The sequence below is a fragment of the Bradyrhizobium sp. CIR48 genome, assembly GCF_014198315.1.
GTDB lineage: Bacteria > Pseudomonadota > Alphaproteobacteria > Rhizobiales > Xanthobacteraceae > Bradyrhizobium.
Genome location: NZ_JACIHG010000001.1, coordinates 922,630 through 938,632 on the forward strand (window position 1 = coordinate 922,630; position 16,003 = coordinate 938,632).

Annotated in this window: 18 protein-coding genes and 1 tRNA gene; 13 read left to right on the forward strand and 6 right to left on the reverse strand. The window is 63.6% G+C overall.

What is annotated here, in order from left to right; translation table 11 throughout:
* Nucleotides 1–41 precede the first annotated feature (41 nt).
* Nucleotides 42–260: a hypothetical protein gene (locus GGD66_RS04495; RefSeq protein WP_018317962.1), complete on the forward strand. Its 219-nt coding sequence runs from the start codon at nucleotides 42–44 to the stop codon at nucleotides 258–260.
* A gap of 145 nt (nucleotides 261–405) precedes the next feature.
* Here GGD66_RS04495 and glmU read toward each other — a convergent pair whose 3' ends face one another.
* Nucleotides 406–1,761: a bifunctional UDP-N-acetylglucosamine diphosphorylase/glucosamine-1-phosphate N-acetyltransferase GlmU gene (gene glmU / locus GGD66_RS04500; RefSeq protein WP_183256970.1), complete on the reverse strand. Its 1,356-nt coding sequence runs from the start codon at nucleotides 1,759–1,761 to the stop codon at nucleotides 406–408.
* Between the two features lie 175 nt (nucleotides 1,762–1,936).
* On the opposite strand from glmU, the gene GGD66_RS04505 reads away from it, so the two are divergent.
* The 5 genes from GGD66_RS04505 (at nucleotide 1,937) to GGD66_RS04525 (ending at nucleotide 5,131) form a co-directional block, all read left to right on the forward strand.
* A complete protein-coding gene (locus GGD66_RS04505; protein WP_183256971.1) occupies nucleotides 1,937–3,322 on the forward strand; it encodes a hypothetical protein in 1,386 nt (461 codons plus the stop codon).
* Nucleotides 3,323–3,497: 175 nt separating this feature from the next.
* Nucleotides 3,498–3,755: a hypothetical protein gene (locus GGD66_RS04510; protein WP_018317959.1), complete on the forward strand. Its 258-nt coding sequence runs from the start codon at nucleotides 3,498–3,500 to the stop codon at nucleotides 3,753–3,755.
* Between the two features lie 231 nt (nucleotides 3,756–3,986).
* Nucleotides 3,987–4,427: an MgtC/SapB family protein gene (locus GGD66_RS04515; RefSeq protein WP_018317958.1), complete on the forward strand. Its 441-nt coding sequence runs from the start codon at nucleotides 3,987–3,989 to the stop codon at nucleotides 4,425–4,427.
* Between the two features lie 74 nt (nucleotides 4,428–4,501).
* The gene (locus GGD66_RS04520) at nucleotides 4,502–4,657 is read left to right on the forward strand and encodes a hypothetical protein (protein ID WP_183256972.1); all 156 of its coding nucleotides are present in this window, start codon (nucleotides 4,502–4,504) and stop codon (nucleotides 4,655–4,657) included.
* 93 nt (nucleotides 4,658–4,750) lie between these two features.
* A complete protein-coding gene (locus GGD66_RS04525) occupies nucleotides 4,751–5,131 on the forward strand; it encodes a hypothetical protein (RefSeq protein ID WP_018317956.1) in 381 nt (126 codons plus the stop codon).
* Here the strand turns inward: GGD66_RS04525 and GGD66_RS04530 are convergent.
* On the reverse strand, nucleotides 5,091–6,650 hold the full coding sequence (locus tag GGD66_RS04530) for a beta-(1-6) glucans synthase (RefSeq protein WP_312014050.1): 1,560 nt from the start codon (nucleotides 6,648–6,650) through the stop codon (nucleotides 5,091–5,093). The genes GGD66_RS04525 and GGD66_RS04530 overlap by 41 nt on opposite strands.
* A gap of 368 nt (nucleotides 6,651–7,018) precedes the next feature.
* Between GGD66_RS04530 and GGD66_RS04535 the strand changes: the two genes are divergently transcribed.
* From GGD66_RS04535 to GGD66_RS04550, 4 genes are all read left to right on the forward strand, one after another.
* Nucleotides 7,019–7,609, forward strand: coding sequence for a hypothetical protein (locus GGD66_RS04535; RefSeq protein WP_018317955.1), 591 nt, complete (start codon nucleotides 7,019–7,021; stop codon nucleotides 7,607–7,609).
* Between the two features lie 234 nt (nucleotides 7,610–7,843).
* Nucleotides 7,844–10,513 (forward strand): glycosyltransferase, encoded by a 2,670-nt coding sequence (locus tag GGD66_RS04540; RefSeq protein ID WP_183256973.1) that lies wholly within the window; start codon nucleotides 7,844–7,846, stop codon nucleotides 10,511–10,513.
* Nucleotides 10,514–10,857: 344 nt separating this feature from the next.
* Nucleotides 10,858–10,933 (forward strand) — tRNA-Lys (locus tag GGD66_RS04545).
* 17 nt (nucleotides 10,934–10,950) lie between these two features.
* The gene (locus GGD66_RS04550) at nucleotides 10,951–11,115 is read left to right on the forward strand and encodes a hypothetical protein (protein ID WP_183256974.1); all 165 of its coding nucleotides are present in this window, start codon (nucleotides 10,951–10,953) and stop codon (nucleotides 11,113–11,115) included.
* A gap of 34 nt (nucleotides 11,116–11,149) precedes the next feature.
* Here GGD66_RS04550 and GGD66_RS04555 read toward each other — a convergent pair whose 3' ends face one another.
* Both GGD66_RS04555 and GGD66_RS04560 read right to left on the reverse strand, forming a co-directional pair.
* Entirely contained in the window at nucleotides 11,150–11,434 is a 285-nt protein-coding gene (locus GGD66_RS04555) for a hypothetical protein (protein ID WP_183256975.1), read from the reverse strand.
* A gap of 1,435 nt (nucleotides 11,435–12,869) precedes the next feature.
* The gene (locus GGD66_RS04560) at nucleotides 12,870–13,109 is read right to left on the reverse strand and encodes a hypothetical protein (RefSeq protein WP_129590934.1); all 240 of its coding nucleotides are present in this window, start codon (nucleotides 13,107–13,109) and stop codon (nucleotides 12,870–12,872) included.
* A 381-nt stretch (nucleotides 13,110–13,490) separates the two neighbouring features.
* Between GGD66_RS04560 and GGD66_RS04565 the strand changes: the two genes are divergently transcribed.
* Nucleotides 13,491–13,685, forward strand: a complete 195-nt coding sequence (locus GGD66_RS04565) for a hypothetical protein (RefSeq protein ID WP_018317951.1) — start codon at nucleotides 13,491–13,493, stop codon at nucleotides 13,683–13,685.
* Nucleotides 13,686–13,839: 154 nt separating this feature from the next.
* The gene (locus GGD66_RS04570) at nucleotides 13,840–14,010 is read left to right on the forward strand and encodes a hypothetical protein (protein WP_018317950.1); all 171 of its coding nucleotides are present in this window, start codon (nucleotides 13,840–13,842) and stop codon (nucleotides 14,008–14,010) included.
* A 52-nt stretch (nucleotides 14,011–14,062) separates the two neighbouring features.
* Here GGD66_RS04570 and GGD66_RS04575 read toward each other — a convergent pair whose 3' ends face one another.
* Entirely contained in the window at nucleotides 14,063–14,275 is a 213-nt protein-coding gene (locus GGD66_RS04575) for a hypothetical protein (protein ID WP_092257967.1), read from the reverse strand.
* A 211-nt stretch (nucleotides 14,276–14,486) separates the two neighbouring features.
* Between GGD66_RS04575 and GGD66_RS04580 the strand changes: the two genes are divergently transcribed.
* Complete coding sequence (locus tag GGD66_RS04580; RefSeq protein ID WP_026201940.1) at nucleotides 14,487–14,729, forward strand: hypothetical protein; 243 nt, start codon at nucleotides 14,487–14,489, stop codon at nucleotides 14,727–14,729.
* A 60-nt stretch (nucleotides 14,730–14,789) separates the two neighbouring features.
* Here GGD66_RS04580 and GGD66_RS04585 read toward each other — a convergent pair whose 3' ends face one another.
* Nucleotides 14,790–15,458 carry a hypothetical protein gene (locus GGD66_RS04585; RefSeq protein ID WP_183256976.1) on the reverse strand — a complete coding sequence of 223 codons (669 nt, stop codon included), beginning with the start codon at nucleotides 15,456–15,458 and terminating at the stop codon, nucleotides 14,790–14,792.
* Nucleotides 15,459–16,003 lie beyond the last annotated feature (545 nt).

Below are 16,003 nucleotides of genomic sequence, written 5' to 3' on the forward strand. Positions count from 1 at the left end.
AATATGTTTGACCAACGATTCCGGTGCAGGAGAGCAAAGCCATGAAAGGCTCGTCCGACCGCAAAGGTCTGTCATCGATGTACTTGCGCGCCAGCGAAACCACGGGCACGCACCTGGCGCATTGGCCGCCGCCCCAGCGCGGCAAGGAAAGCAAGCCGGTCTTCCTGAAGCACGCTCAAGGCGAGCCGGCCAAACGCGCCAAGCCGCGCGGTTGGCGCCTGACCCGCGCGATCTTCTCCGAATTCGCCGACGACGAGTAAGGCCACGTAAGAAGCCCCTCATGGTGAGAAGCGCGTCTCGAACCATGAAGGCCCGCATCTCGCCCGCGGCCGTCCTTCGAGACGCCCGCTTCCAGCGGGCCCTCAGGATGAGGGCGGAGTGCGCTGCGACACGACAGAATAGTGCCTATTTCTCCGGTTTCTTCCCGCCCGTCTTCAGTTCGCGATAGCGCGCCGCGCCGCCTTCCCGGATGGTCTGCTGGTTGCGCTCCAGCGCCATGGCGTCGTCGGGCACGTCGCGGGTGATGACCGAGCCGGAGCCGATATAGGCGCCATTGCCGATTTTCACAGGGGCAACCAGCGAGGAATTGGTGCCGACGAAGGCGCCCTGCCCGATGATCGTCTTGTGCTTCTTGAAGCCGTCGTAGTTGCAGGTGATGGTGCCGGCGCCGATGTTGGAATTGGCGCCGACGGTGGCGTCACCGATATAGGAAAGATGATTGACCTTGACGCCGGCCTCCAGCGTCGCCGCCTTGGTCTCCACGAAATTGCCGATGCGCGCGCCGTCGCCGAGCGAGGTGCCGGGCCTCAAGCGCGCATAGGGGCCGATCGAAACGTTCTTGCCCAGCGTCGTCTGCACGATATGCGAGAAGGAATGGATCACGGTGCCGTCAGCGATCGACACGCCGGGGCCGATCACCACGAAGGGCTCGATCGTCACGTCCTTGCCGAACACTGTGTCGGCGGCGAGATAAACCGTCTCCGGCGCGATCAGCCTGACGCCGGCTTCCATCGCCGCTTTACGCAAGCGCGCCTGCATCACGCCTTCTGCTTCCGCAAGCTGTGCCTTGGTGTTGATGCCGCGCACCTGGTCCTCGCTGGTCTCGATCACCACAGACTCCCATCCCTGTTCGCGGACGATGCCGACGGCGTCGGTCAGATAATATTCGCCCTTGGAATTCGCATTGCCGATTTTGTCCAGGATCGCGAGCGCCCGGCGACCGTCGATCGCCATCACGCCGGCATTGCACAGATCGATCTTGCGCTCCTCAGCGCTCGCATCGGCCTGCTCGCGGATCGCGACCAGGCGTTCGCCCTCGACGATGAAGCGGCCATAGCCGGTGGGATCGACGGCACGAAAGCCGAGCGCGGCAATCGCGGCGCCCCTGGCGAGCGGCGCACGCAGCCGCGCAAAGGTTTCGGCCGAAATCAGCGGCGTATCGCCAAAGGCGATCAGGAGATCATCGACGCCGCGCGCGATCGCCTCGCGCGCCGCCAGCACAGCATGCGCGGTGCCGAGCCGCTCGGCTTGCACGAAGGTGAGCGCGTCGGGCCTGATGCGCTTTGCCTCGTCCGCGACGGCCTGGTGGTCGGGACCAATCACGACCGCGAGCGAGGTGCCGTTTCCCTTGGGTGCGGCGGCGAGCACGTGGGCGAGCAAGGTCTGGTGGGCTACCGGATGCAGCACTTTCGGCAGGCTCGATCGCATGCGGGTGCCTTCGCCGGCGGCGAGCACGATCGTGAGGCTGGAACGGGCGGTCATCGAAATCCTGTCAGATAAGGCCGAATCAATTGGCGCGACGGGCGGGCAGCCGTCCTCAAAAGCTATTTGCCTTGCTACCCCCGCAAACGCCCGGAATTCAAGTGCGACACGCTTTTCCTGTTAATGTTCCCTGATTGATTCGGGGAAGCCGGACAGGGCTGGGCACTTAACTTTCATGGCAAAGGATTCCGACCCACTGGCGGATGCCTTCGGCACCAAGGAGACCGGCGGGCTGTTCTCCGGACTTGTAGCCGAGGAAAGCGCGTTCGACCGCCGCATGATGTGGCGGCTGGGCTCTTGGGGTGTTGCGGCGGTAGGTGCCGTCGTCATCGCGGTGATGGCCAACCAGGCCCAGCTCGGATGGCGGCGCGACCAGGTCGCGTCCGCCGATCTCGCGCGCCAGGCGGAGCGGCTCCAGGCGCTGGCCAAGGAGAGCCAGAACGAGGCCCGCCGGCTCGCGGCCGCCATCGAGACACTGAACACAGATCGCGACCGGCTCTATTCGCGCGTCACTGTGGTCGAGCAAGGGCTCGATTCCGTCACCGGCGCCATCGCCAAGCAGCCCACCACCCCGCCGCAGGCCGGCAAGCCGCAGGATGCCGCGCCCACGGCCCCCAGCGTCGCGCCCGTCGCCTCGACCCCCGCCTCCGCCGGCGACAAGCCGCGGACCGAGGCCGCCAAGGACACGCCCAAGGATACCCCGAAGGAAACGGTCAAGGATACGCTCAAGGAAGTTTCAAAGGAGCCGTCGAGCCTGCCACCGCAGACTGCCGCCGCCGCCTCGCTCGTGCAGCAGCCGCTGGCAACGACTTCGGCGCTGCCGACCATACCGCTGGTGCCGTCCAAGTCGATCATGGCGCCGCCCGATCCGGCGGCGTCGAAATTGATTCAGCCCGAGTCAAACGAGAAGGCCGCTGAAAAGAAAATCGAGCCGGCGCCCGCCCCGACCGAGGTCGTCGCGACAGCCGCGAAGGCACCTGAGGCAACCGAGAACGAATCCCCCGCCATCGCGGTCCAGCAGACGCGTTTTGCGATCGACCTCGGCGGCGCAAATTCGATTGACGGTCTGCGCGCGCTCTGGCGCGGCCTGAGCAAATCCAATCCGGAGATTGCAGCGCTGCGACCGATCATCATGATCAAGGAAGGCAACACCGGCCTCGGCATGCAGCTCCGCCTGGGTGCCGGCCCGCTGGTCAACGCCGCCGCCGCCGCAAAATTCTGCGCGAGCCTCGCCGAGAACGATCGTCACTGCGAGACCACCGTCTTCGACGGCCAGCGCCTGTCGATGCGCGGCGGTTCGGAGAAGGGACAAGAGAAGTCCCAGGACAGAGTTCAAGAGAAGAACTCCGAGAAGAGCCAGGACGCGGTCCCGCAAGCCGAAACCGCGCCCGCGCCGAGCGCAAAGCCCGAGAAGCCGCAACGCCGCCGCAGCTACTCCTCCAAGCGCTCGTCGAAGCGCGAGGAGCCCGCGCCCCCGCCTGCGGCACAGCCGGCTCCGGTGAAGCCGGAGACTGCGTCTGCGTCCGCGGGATCGACGCTGTCGTCGTTCTTCAGGCGATAAACTTTGCACCTGAACGCGCGGTGAACGCCGGCGTGCTTTTCCACGCGCCGATGAACCTAAATTTCGGTCCGAGAAGAGAAACCACCTGCCGATTGCCAAGTTGTCCCGGTCGTGAACCGGAGCGGCCGACATGTGAAATCGTTCGCGCCCGTCTCCATGACCAAGGGAGAAACACGTGAAGACACTGATCATCGCAACGGCCGCGCTTCTGGCGGCAGCTCCGGCGCTTGCGCAAACGACGAAATCGCCGGGCGCGTCGAGCAACGCGCCGGGTCAGCAAATGCACAACACCAAGAAGCCTTCGACGGGACCCGGCGCGTCCGAATACGCCCCTGGTCACCAGACCAATACCACCGCAGGACCGGGCCACTCGGAAAGCGCGCCGGGACAGAAGATGCAGAACACCACGGGCTCGAACACCAGCAAGAAGTGATGGTGCGCGGTCGCGTTCAGCTCTGACAGATGGCGCCGACCGGACTGGTCGGCGCCATCGCCTTGTCGAACGGCGGCTCTCCGCCTGATCGTCGATGATCGCTCGGAGTTGCGCGAGCATGCGAACCATCGGACGCTCGGATCTCAGCGGCTCTTTCTCACCAAGCGGGCGTTTAGTCCCGATCTGCCGGGCGCACGCCAAGCGTCCGTCTCCCGAAACGCACGAGCATCGATGAACGAACTGGATGATGTGCTGAGGCTTCTCGTCGCGGCGGGAACAGGGCTGCTGATCGGCATCGACCGCGACATGAACGACAAGCCGGTCGGAATGCGCACCCTGGCGTTGGTCGCTCTCGGCTCCGCGCTGGTCTCGATCTCCGTGATCGAGTTCCAGAATCTGCGCGACCACCCGGACGCGATCTCCCGGGTCATTCAGGGCGTCGTTGCCGGTGTGCTGACCGGCGTCGGCTTCATCGGCGCCGGCGTCATCCTGCACGACGCCAAGGCGAAGACCGTGCACGGCCTCACGACCGCGGCGACTGTCTGGATTGCGGCGGGCCTTGGAATTGCCTGCGCGCTCGGAGCCTGGCTGCTGGTCGCCGCAGCGATCGCCGTCACGTTGCTCGTGCTGTTCGTTCTCGGCTGGGTCGAGCGCCGGCTCGGATTGAAGTAGCGCACATACCAAATGATACGGAAGAGGTCCGCGTAAGACGGCAGTATCCGCGACGGATTTGATTCGGAGCGGAGATGACGGACGGGAAGTTTCTGCAGGAGCAACTCGCGTTGATCCGCGAGCTGGCCGAACAGGCGGACCCCTACATCAGGAAACGCCTGCTCGCATTGGCTGAGAAATACGAGCGACGGCTCGCGGACCAGAAACGGGCGACGCAAGGCGGGCTTTGACGACTCCCCTCGCGCACGCATTGGGCGAGCCGGATCAACAGAAACATCGCCTGCCCTGTTGCCTGCCCGCGCCATCACAACCATATTGCCGCCATGACAAAAAAGCCCTTCCGCCTCTCGCCCTACCAGGTGCAGTTCCTGATCGTCGTCGGTTTCGCGTCCGTCGGCTATGCGCTCTATCTGCGCTACCTCGCGATCGAGCTGTCGCAGGTCGCTCTCGCCTGCGACGCCGGGCTGCAGACGATGATCTGCAAGGCGCGGTCGGTCTCGACGGTGCTGTTCAAGAATTCGGTGTTCGGCATCGTCGCGCTGGTGGTTGCGACGCTGAACCTGATGCGGCCGTCGATCGTGCTCCTCACCGTCGGCATCATCGCCGCCGGCCTCGGCATCGTGCTCTACAATGTCGTGCTGTCGGGCCTGGCGATCGGCCTGTTCATTCTTGGATTTGCTCGGCCCGCGCCCGCCACAGCGTAAGCGCGAACAACAGATAGATCGTGCAGGTCCACAGCGACTGCCAATTGTCGCGGCCTTCGTTGAAGAGCACGAAGACTGCCGACAGCGCCAGCACGCCCGCGAACACCGATTCCGCGATCGGACGCTGGCCGATCTGCGGCCGGTTCAGCATCAAAAGCGCGAACGGCACCACCGCCATCGTCAGCGCGGCGTAGGGGAAATCCTTGTAGCGCGGGTCGAACACGAAGCCGAGCGCGGTCGCCGCCGCGATCACCGCGGTCACCGCCAGCGTCAGGCCGAGCACGGCGGTGAGCTTCGACCATTTCCGCCCCTCGCGCGGACCGAGCAGGTCGAGGAAGGTCGGAAGGCTGCGGCCGATCACCATCGCCTGAGCACAGAAGATCGGCGACAGGATGCCGGCCGCGAGCAGCGCGCCCCAGAGCAGCCAGCCGCCGATGCCGTAGCTCTCATAATAAAGCTTGTCGGCGCCGATCCCGAGCAGGCTGCCCGCCGTCGTCGCCGAGATGGCGACGCCGAGCCAGGCCGAGAAGCGCGGCGTCCACGGCCGCCGGCGCAGCGTGATGAGCGCGACCGCGAACACCAGCACGGACAGGCCCATGCCCGCGCCCATGTACCATTTCCAGTACGGGAAATTGCTGATCGGCTCGCCCGGCGGATATTTCAGGCTGCGGCGCACCGAATCGTACAGGCCCCAATAGCCGCCGACGGTGCCCTCGAGCTTGCGCTTCCACGGCTGGTCGTAGGACTCGATCAGGTTGACGCGAAACTTCTGCGCCTTCGCCAAGCTGAGGATTTCCGAGACCACCCGCGCCTGGTTGGTGCGTGAGGGCAGCGCGCCGTCGCGCATGCGCCCTTCGCTCGGCCAGCCGGTCTCGCCGATCAGGATTTCCTTGCCCGGAAACGCCACCGCCATGCGCTCGCGGATCGCCTCGACATGGGCGGCGGCGAATTTCGCCTTCACCGGCATATCCTCCCAATAAGGCAGGATGTGAATGGTGACGAAGTCGACCGCGTCATAGACCTCGCGGTTCTTCAGCCAGAATTCCCAGACGTCGGCATAGGTGACGGACACGCTGACCTGCGTCTTCACCAGGCGGATGATCGAGACGAGGTCCGCCGTCGTCATCTCACCGCGCAGCAGCACCTCGTTGCCGACGATGACCGCGGTGATGATGGCTGGGAATTCCTTGGTGAGGCGAATGGCGAGGGCGGCCTGCTCAAAATTCTTGCTGCGGTTGCTGGAGAGCCAGATGCCTTGCAGCACTTTCAGCCCGCCGACCTTGGCGGCGATCGCCGGCACCTGGTCGAGCCCATTCTCCATCGAATAGGTGCGGACGCAGTCGGTGATTTCCTTGAGCTGGCGCAGATCCTGCTCGATCTGCTCGGCGTCGATATGGGTCCACGCGTTCAGCGGCGTCTGCTCGCCGCGGAACGGCGCGTAGGAGACGCATTGGACCTTCTCGGCGGGATCGATCGGGGCGCGTGCAAGCGTGATCGGCGTCGCCAACCACCACCACACGGCAGCAATCGCACCCAGTGAAACGAGCAGAAGCGCCAGTGGCGTACGAAGAGAAATCGGTTCCGTCCTCCGCGAAGGGTCCGTCGATTACCTGCTTGCACGCCGTCTGCCAAGGGGGTGCCCAAAGCGAGTGTCCAAGCGGGGGTCCAAATGCCGATCCACACTCAAGGATCCGCGCCTGCCCCAAAGGAATTGGGCTGCGGCCCTTCGACCGGGGCCTAGCATCGTGACTTTGCTGGACAAAATTCCAAATACAGGTCATGGACTCGGAAAGACTTTTCCGCCGCATTGGAGACCCATTTGGACGCCATCACCGGCGCGTCCGCGGGATCCTGACGCGGACGGCCAGCGGATACATTGGGGAATTCATGCGGCAACGGGTGTTCGAGTCACGAAATGCGGTCCTGCGGCAGTTCGCCGCCACCTTGGCCGTCTCCTGCCTTCTCGTTCTCGCCGGTCTCGGTGGCGCTTCCGCCCAGAGCGGCACGCCCGCACCGGACCAGGGCAAGGCTGCCGCCCAGCCCGCCGACGCCGCCAAGGATGCGGCCCAGAACCAGCGCCGCACCGACGAATTCGCCGAAGCGGCCCAGGTCATCAACGGCCCGGCCGGCAATCCCGAATGCGTCTGGCTCGGCCGCCGCGTGGTGCGCCTGATGTGGCGGGATGACCTCGATACCGCGTTCCGCCATCTCGACCTCTACGACCGTTTCGGCTGCCCCGGCGGTCACATCCAGGCCGCCTTCCGCTGCCTGACCCGGTTCGGCGGCCAGATCGATCCCAAGGTCGCCGAGACCCTGGACAGCCGCGTGCACGCCTGCTGGATCAACCCGGCGGCCCAGCCGCAGCAGGCGGCGGCCGCAGCGGCACAGCCGGCCGCTCCCGCTGCCAACAATGCGCAGCCGCAGCCGACCGCCAGCCCATCGCCCGCGGCAAGCCCGACGCCGGCGCCCCAGAAATAGCCCAAGGTCTTAAATAGACTTGGCCGTTTCAGCTGTCGTTCAGGAACGATCGGCCATAGACGCGGTTGGCACTGCCGCGCGTCGTTCGAAAAAGGCCATGCCCTCATAAGGACATGAGGCCATGACAGTTGTGAAACCGTGCGGCGGAGATATGCTCCCTTTGCCGCGGACTTGGTCGGATCTCGGGGTCGGATCCGCTTCCCTGCCCCCTCAGCCCCTTCAGGTTTAGCCGCGATGCGCGTTGTCGCCGCCGTTCTGTTGCTCGTCTCCGCGCTTCACGCTGGGCTGTGGGGAGTCTTGCGCGACAAGGAACCCGCGCCCGATTTCAAGGGCCTGTTGCCGAGCGTCTCCTACGCGCCGTTCGAAGGCTCGGCTCACCCCGATATCGACAACATCCCGACGGTCGAGAAAATCCGCGCAGACCTGAAGACGCTGTCGACCATGACGCGCGCGATCCGCCTCTACTCGTCCACCGGCGGCGTGGAACTGGTGCCGCCGATCGCGGCCGAGTTCGGCCTCAAGGTCACCGTCGGCGCCTGGATCGACAAGGACAAGGATCGCAACGAGCGCGAGATCAAGGCCGCCATCGAGCTCGCCCGCAAGAACAGCAACGTCGTCGGCGTCGTCGTCGGCAACGAGGTGATCTACCGCGGCGAGCAGAAGGTCGAAGACCTCATCGACATGATCAAGAAGGTGAAGGGCTCGGTCCGCGTGCCCGTCACCACCGGCGAGATCTGGAACATCTGGCGCGACAATCCCGACCTCGGCTCCAGCGTCGATTTCATCGCCGCCCACGTGCTGCCCTACTGGGAAAACTTCCGCTCGGACCAGGCGGTCGACCAGGCCGTCGACCGCTACAATCTCTTGCGCAACCTGTTCCCCGGCAAGCGCATCGTGATCGCCGAGTTCGGCTGGCCGAGCCAGGGCTACAATCTGCGCAACGCCGATCCGGGCTCATTCCAACAGGCTCTGATCCTGCGCAACTTCGTCAGCCGCGCCGAAGCCATCGGCATGGAATACAACATCGTCGAGGCCATCGATCAGCCCTGGAAATTCTTCGAAGGCGGCGTCGGTCCGTATTGGGGCATCCTCAACGCCAGCCGTGAGCCGAAATTCGCCTGGACCGGTCCGGTCGAGAATCCCGACTATTGGAAGCTGATGGGCATCGCGCTCCTGGTCGGCATCCTGCTGTCGCTGCCGATCCTGCGGATCGAAAAGCCGACCGCGAAGCAGGCCTTCCTGCTGTCGGCGACGGCCAACGGCGTCGGCGCCTGGGCCGCGACCGTGTTCGCGTTCTGGAACAGCCATTACTTCATCTTCGGCTCCGCCTTCGCGCTGACGCTCGGCATGATCCTGCTCGTTCCGCTCGTTCTCATCGCGATGGCGCGCATCGACGAGATCGCAGCGGTCGCCTTCGGCCGGTCGCCGCAGCGGCTGCTCAGCAAGGGCAAGCCGGTCGAGAACGTTCCCGAGCATTACTGCCCAAAAGTCTCGATCCACATCCCCGCTTATTTCGAGCCGGTCGAGATGCTCAAGCAGACGCTGGATGCGCTGTCGCGGCTGAACTATCCGAACTACGAATGCGTGGTCATCATCAACAACACGCCGGATCCCGCGTTCTGGCAACCGATCCAGGACCATTGCCGCGCGCTCGGCGAACGCTTCAAGTTCATCAACGCCGAGAAGGTGCAGGGCTTCAAGGCCGGCGCTCTTCGGATTGCGATGGACCGCACCGCCGCCGATGCCGAGATCATCGGCATCCTCGACGCCGACTATGCCGTCGATCCCGACTGGCTGAAGGACCTCGTGCCTGCCTTCGCCGATGCGCGTGTCGGCCTCGTGCAGGCTCCGCAGGAGCATCGCGACGGCGATCTGTCGATCATGCACTACATCATGAACGGCGAATATGCCGGCTTCTTCGACATCGGCATGGTCCAGCGCAACGAGGCCAACGCCATCATCGTGCACGGCACGATGTGCCTGATCCGCCGCGCGGCGATGGACATGGCCGGCGGCTGGTCGTCCGATACGATCTGCGAGGATTCGGATCTCGGCCTTGCGATCCAGGAGCTCGGCTGGACAACCCACTACACCAACCACCGCTACGGCCAGGGCCTCCTGCCCGACACCTACGAGGCCTTCAAGAAGCAGCGTCACCGCTGGGCCTATGGCGGCCTCCAGATCGTGAAGAAGCACTGGCGCTACTTCCTGCCCGGCAAGAGCCGGCTGACGCCCGACCAGAAGCGCGAATATGGCCTGGGCTGGCTGAACTGGCTCGGCGCCGAAAGTCTCGGCGTGGTCGTGGCGCTGCTCAACCTCGTCTGGGTGCCGATCGTCGCCTTCGCCGACATCGCCATTCCCGACAAGATCCTGACGCTGCCGATCATCGGCGCCTTCATCGTCTCGCTGGCGCACTTCCTGTCGATGTACCGCGCCCGCGTCGCGATCAAGCCCGGCCAGATGCTCGGCGCCATGATCGCCGCGATGAGCGTGCAGTGGACGGTGTCGCGCGCAGTGGCGCAGGGCCTCATCACCGAGCACATCGCCTTCGCCCGCACCTCCAAGGGCGGCCTGTCCAGGATGTCGATCGAGTTCCAGGCGTTCTGGGAGGCCGTGATCGGCACCCTGCTCGTGATCGGCGCCGGCGTGCTGATCGCCTCCAACAGCTACCGCCAGATCACCGAGATCTACATCTTCGCCGGCGTGCTGGTGCTGCAGAGCCTGCCGTTCCTGGCGGCCGTCGCCATCGCCATCCTCGAGCTGAGCCGCATCAACTCGTTCCAGTTCTGGCGCGACAGCGCGATCCGCACCGCCGAGCTGATCGGCCTGCGCCCGGTCGCGTTGCCGGCTCCCGGCACGCCGCAGCCCGTGCCGAACGAGGTGCGGCGGGAGGCGAAGGGATAGACCCTCATGGTGAGGAGCCCGCCAAAGCGGGCGTCTCGAACCATGCAGGCCGAGCCGGTCCGGCGACCCCTGACAGTTCGGCGTGGATGACGGCCCGCCAATCGGGTTGAGCTTTCCGCCTTAAGCGGCGGAAACCGCGAGCAAATCCCCGCCCCTGCCGCGACTTTCAGCAACCACCCACGCTATTGACCTCAGCGCCCCATCCCCCTACACAGCGCGGGCCGAAAGCATGATCCGGAAACAGCCGGTTTTCCCCGCGACGCCAGCCTAAGCGTAGCGGCAAGACATGCTTCTCGAATGTCCGATCACGATGGCGATCTCTGACGTGCCATCAGCGGCCATGGGAGCGCGTAGCTCAGCCGGTAGAGCACGTGACTTTTAATCACGGGGTCCTGGGTTCGAGCCCCAGCGCGCTCACCAAAAGCCGGATCAATAGCTTGGCCAACAAGACCAGCCGAACCGAAAAACTCTGCACGGGCCCCGTGTCGGCGAATCGATTGCGCGTGAACATGAAGAACATTCCTGCGGAGTTTGAGGACATACTCGCGACGGAACTGGTTGCGCGTTATCTCGATCGCGTGGGCGCAATCATCACGGGGTAGATCGTCATAGTGATCTTTGCACACCTACGGGGCGCTAGCTCGGGCGCATTCCGAAGCCTAAGTAATTGATAATCGACTCCGGCTTGCGGCGCGCTTCGATAGCGGCATGCCCGGCTCTGCTCGACGCCACACGCCCACGCACGCGGACGTTCGGCAAGATGCGCGAGATGGCTTGCAGGGCGTTGTGTTCTACCGCCACTGCGGCCATCACGTAGCGTTGAGCGCCGATCGCTGGCCTGATGTTGTCCGCCTGTCTGATATCGAGCCGCGCTTTGTCTACGCTGCCTGTGGCAACCGCTGAGCCGATGAGGCCCGGCAAGGCCGATGGCCCGCCTATCGCGGATGACGCGCAATCCCCGGCAAAGGATCGCTTCGCGTTGTCCAGGCTCCGCGATCATCCCACCACTGATCTGGTTAAGATTGTTCATTCTCTTGCAGGGGAAAATTTGCCTGTGTGCGCCTTGATGTGGCTCGCCGTCAGGAGGCCATGGAGGCGTATAGCGATGGGACAAACGACCCGAATTTTGAAGCGGGCAAATGTCCTGCCCGATCTCCTGAAAATGCTTCAGGAACTCGAGGAGCTCAGAGAAAGGGTTCGGCTCGCCGAGGCCGCGCGCGTGTTGCACTAGGCCTACGCGAAAAGTCCCCATCCCCTTTCGGGGGCGCTTTGGCGCGTCAGTCCCGCAAGCCCGAGGACGCGGTCTCCGAGCGAAGTGTCGTTCCATCTCGACATGCGCTGACGTCTAGCGACAGCGGGTTCTAAAAATCGCACTTTTCTGTCGCTGGTCCGTACTTGCCGCTGTAGAAGCGCACCCGACCGAGGACTTTTGACCTGCCAATTGAGCTTGAGCAGAGCCCGAGAAGCTCCTCCCGCTGCGACCTCGTCGCGCGCGAACTTCGGAAGGTAGCGCGGCGTAAGGCTAAAAACGCAATCGACGTCTCCGGAATGAGGAATGTACAATTCGGTGACGGCCGGTCGCGATTTCGACGTCGACATGGTTCGCACTCGAGTTCATGCGCAATAGAGCTCTGGTAGCTCGTCGCCGCAAACGAGTGCCAGATTCCGATAAACCCCAGTAGTCGCCCCGAGATGAACTCCCCGCAGCATGCGCCTATTGTGCCCTACCCCTCCAGGCATTTTGGCGATGGTTTGCGTAGCGAAAGACAGCCCGCCCGTTCTGATCTGCTCCAAGTGCGGACGGCCGATGACGTTTTTGGCCACGCTTCCCGCCATCCTCAATCTGCCTGCAGTCCATGCTTTCCAGTGCCGCCCTTGTCTGCGCGTCGACACCATTCCGCTGGCATAGCACTCGCGCGTAAGTCGGTTTGAGCTCTTGCAAACCCATCACTCGTGCGATCAGCGCCGCTGCGATCCGCGATCGACTATCGGAGCGATCCTCAAAAGCCCGCGAAGTGACCGACCAACTTGCCTGCGATGGGTTTCGCAAGTGCTCAACGCGCTAATCTGAATCTCACGAAGCTCAAGCCGTGCAACGCGAAGATCGGATCCCCGCCCCTAGAAGGCTGGAACGGCACCATCTCTGCCAAGTTATCCCGCTACCGGAGGTAACTGGAGGAGGTAGACATGCCGGTATTCATACTCTGGGCTGTCCCCACGGTGCTCGTCATCGGCGGCGTCGGCTACTATTTTCTTCGCGTAGTTCACTAGTTGAGTTTTTCGGCCACGCTCGAATGCTGATGACGGTTGCCAAAATCTAGCCGGCATTGGCATTGCCGGTAGCCCGGCGTCGACGTCATTGCCCGACGCTGGGCGGCCGCGCCAGGCGCCTCTTTGGCCGATCGGATTTTGCCGACGATGATTTGAGTTTAGCGGTCCGGTGGATTGGTGCGGCCGGTTTGCGATCGGCGCTACGCATCTTTTGCATTTGCTCGGCCGCGATCACGCGGGAGCGCAAATTCTCTAACTCGGAAAGCCCGGAAGCAAGCTCGTCGAAACGCTGTTTCAGCACAGCGGTGTGATCACCAGTGCCCATTGTACGCCCCCTGGGCCACTCGAAGACCGACCGAGACAACCGGGAAACTATGCAATTGGAAATGCGGTGGCGAGGGGACTGTTCCCATTGAAAGTGCCGCGCATCGTCGCAGCGCGTGCGCCGCAAAATGGCTCAAGGCCTCCATATCGCGAACGCGGAGAAGATCAACTTCCCGGGATACGATCGATCGGTCGGGCTATCGCCAGTGACGGCCCCGGCGGTGGGGGGCTTCTGGGGTGGGGAGGCCGGGGCCGCTGGAGGTGCTTGGACCTTTGGGAAGGCCAAGCCACCGCAGACTAGGAAAAAGCGGCAATCACTTCTGTTCGCTTTCGTACATTGCCTGTACCATTTCATTTGCGGGGAACGGAGAGCAATTGCCCAATGAAGGACTATCTGGCCCAGATCGAGAAACTTCGGAAAGATGCTGCCGAATGCGCCCTGATCCGCGATTTGGCAACCGATCCAGGCAAGCGCGAAGTGTTCGACCGTCTTGCAAGCCACCTCACGGTCCTGGCTGATCAAGTTGAAATGGCCATGCTTGAGCGGAAGACCGCGACTGCTCCGACTCGGCCCTAGAAAGGCGCGCCGCTTATTGAAAGACGCGCCTGCGGGAGGCTGCGCCTGCCGATGCTGCGAGATTTTCTGAGCTTGCCGCTCGCCCAGCCCACCCCAAAAACCCGCTGACAACCCGCCGGAAACGTGTAGGATTCACCAAAACCGGAGGAACGGCATGTTTGAAATCAACGGTTTCGACACGGCGGGCGTCGTCAGTCTCAAGCGGCTGTCACTCGCCGCCGCCCTCAAGAAAGCCAAAGAGCTTACAGAGGACGGGTGCTGGGACGTTCAGGTCGTTGATCCCGCCGGCCGGGTCTACACCTCGTTCGAGGAGCAGGCCGCCTAGCCGCCCCGCCCTTCCGGGCCATTCGAACCATCATCAGCGCCCGTTTCCGCGGCTATCCGCCTCGGCCGACGTTTGACGAGGCGTTGTTCAGCCAGCGCAGCGTTGCATCGTCGCTCCAGCCAGGGACGGCAAAGCGCGCCGCCGGAATTGCATTCGCGCGGGGCCGGTCCACCGCAGGATGGCGTGCGCGAGGGTGATGCACCGGCGCGGCATTCGCGGAGGCGCACAGCGCCAGCAACAGACCCATGGCAAGAAGAGCGCGCATCGCATCAACTCCAATCGAGCTATCGCCCGCTGTCATCTCATGCGCCGATCGGCTCACCACAACCGATTGCGGCTTCACAAGCAGGAGAGAAGCGCGGGCACCTGCGCTGGTGCAGGCAGCTCGCGACTGCCGCGCACCATGCCATTGCCAGTCAACTCGTTTGGGAGCAGGCTCTCTCGAGGCGCTCAAGACGCCGCACAGGGAGCGAACCATGAAGGAACACGGCCTGGATGGCCGCCACCGTGACAAGGATGGCGCGATCAGCAAGAAGCACGGCAACACGCTGGTCGGCACGTTGCGCAAGATTTACGGAAGAGGTTTTGCGGCCGGCTATCCCGATACGACTGAGCTCAGCGAGGTCCTGCTGCAGCTGAACGAGACGTCGCTGAGCCAGTTGCGTCGCGATCACGACACCGGGCATCTGCAGCACAAGATCGACCACGTCGCGAAGTGACGGACTGTCAGACCTGACGGTCAATCCGGGCGACCTCGGTCAATCCCGAAGTTGCAGTCGTCAGCTTTCCGGAGCCGCCGTCGTAGCCGGCACAGTCAGCGGCGCGCCTCCGACCGAAACGGGACCGAGGGGCTTTGCTTCGCGAACCATCCGCTTGCGCATCGCGGCGGATAGTCCGTAGCGCGCATGCGCTCTTCGGATGGACGAGGTGACGTCCGACGCCATCGCATTTTGCAGCGTATCGATCTTCGCGATCAGCGTGGACAGCTGCGACGATATCTTCTTCACGTCGACCCGTTCGTCCGTGATGCTCTGTCGCAGCGACAGCAGCACCATTGAATCCTGCTGCAGCAAAACCGAGTTCTGGTCCGTTGCCTGATTGGTCTGTTGCAGCAACGCGGTGTGTTGCTGCTGGGCCGACTGAATGTCCTTCAAGGCCGCGACGACCGGATCAGGCTTTGGCACGGATGCTTCCAGGCGCGGAAGCAGTTCAGCCAGGCTGCCGACATTCAGCGACCGAAAATCGGACGGCGAGGTGTAGATGGCCGCCGCGCCGTTGATGGCCAAGGCACACACCGACAGGGCCAGGACCGATTTCCGGCTGGACTGCTTGATCGGAACCGGGCCTTCCTGGACCGCGGGTTCCTGCTCCGCTGCGGCGGCTGCAAGTGCTACTGCGTCGAGTTCTTGGGCGAAGCTTTGCATTTCGAAGGTCGTGGTCATTTGCATTGACCCCAGTGAGCGAGCAACAGGAAACCGCCCCTGGACCGCCCTCGCGACGACCCCTTGTACGCAGCACCCTTACACAACTGCCTAAAATTGTGAGCATTTTGGATTAATTCCACGTTAGCGGCCGACTACGCCGCCCCCGGCCGATTACGGGGAACGTGCGAAGACCAGAGGCGCTACGCTGACAGCTGCCGTAGGGTGGGCAAAGGCGTTCTCTGCGCCTTTGCCCACCCTACGGCAGCCGTTCCTAGGTCAGCATCTGACCAAAGACCTTTCCGAATTTGGCAGAATGCCCCTGTTTTGCCCGACGGAGCAAACGAGCCTTGCCGCCGGATTCAAAACACCTTGTGCCAGCCGCACTTAGCTACTGTGCATGGGGTTGTTTTCGCATTTTGATGCGCTCTCCCCCTCGTCCAGCACTTCGGACGGCTCCTCCATCCGCTCGCAGATTACAAACCTGGTCCTATCGGGCTCGTACCGCGTTTGCGCGACACAGTCGTTCGCCGCTCGACCTGGGCCTTGGCATCCAGCACCTTGTCTCCAGC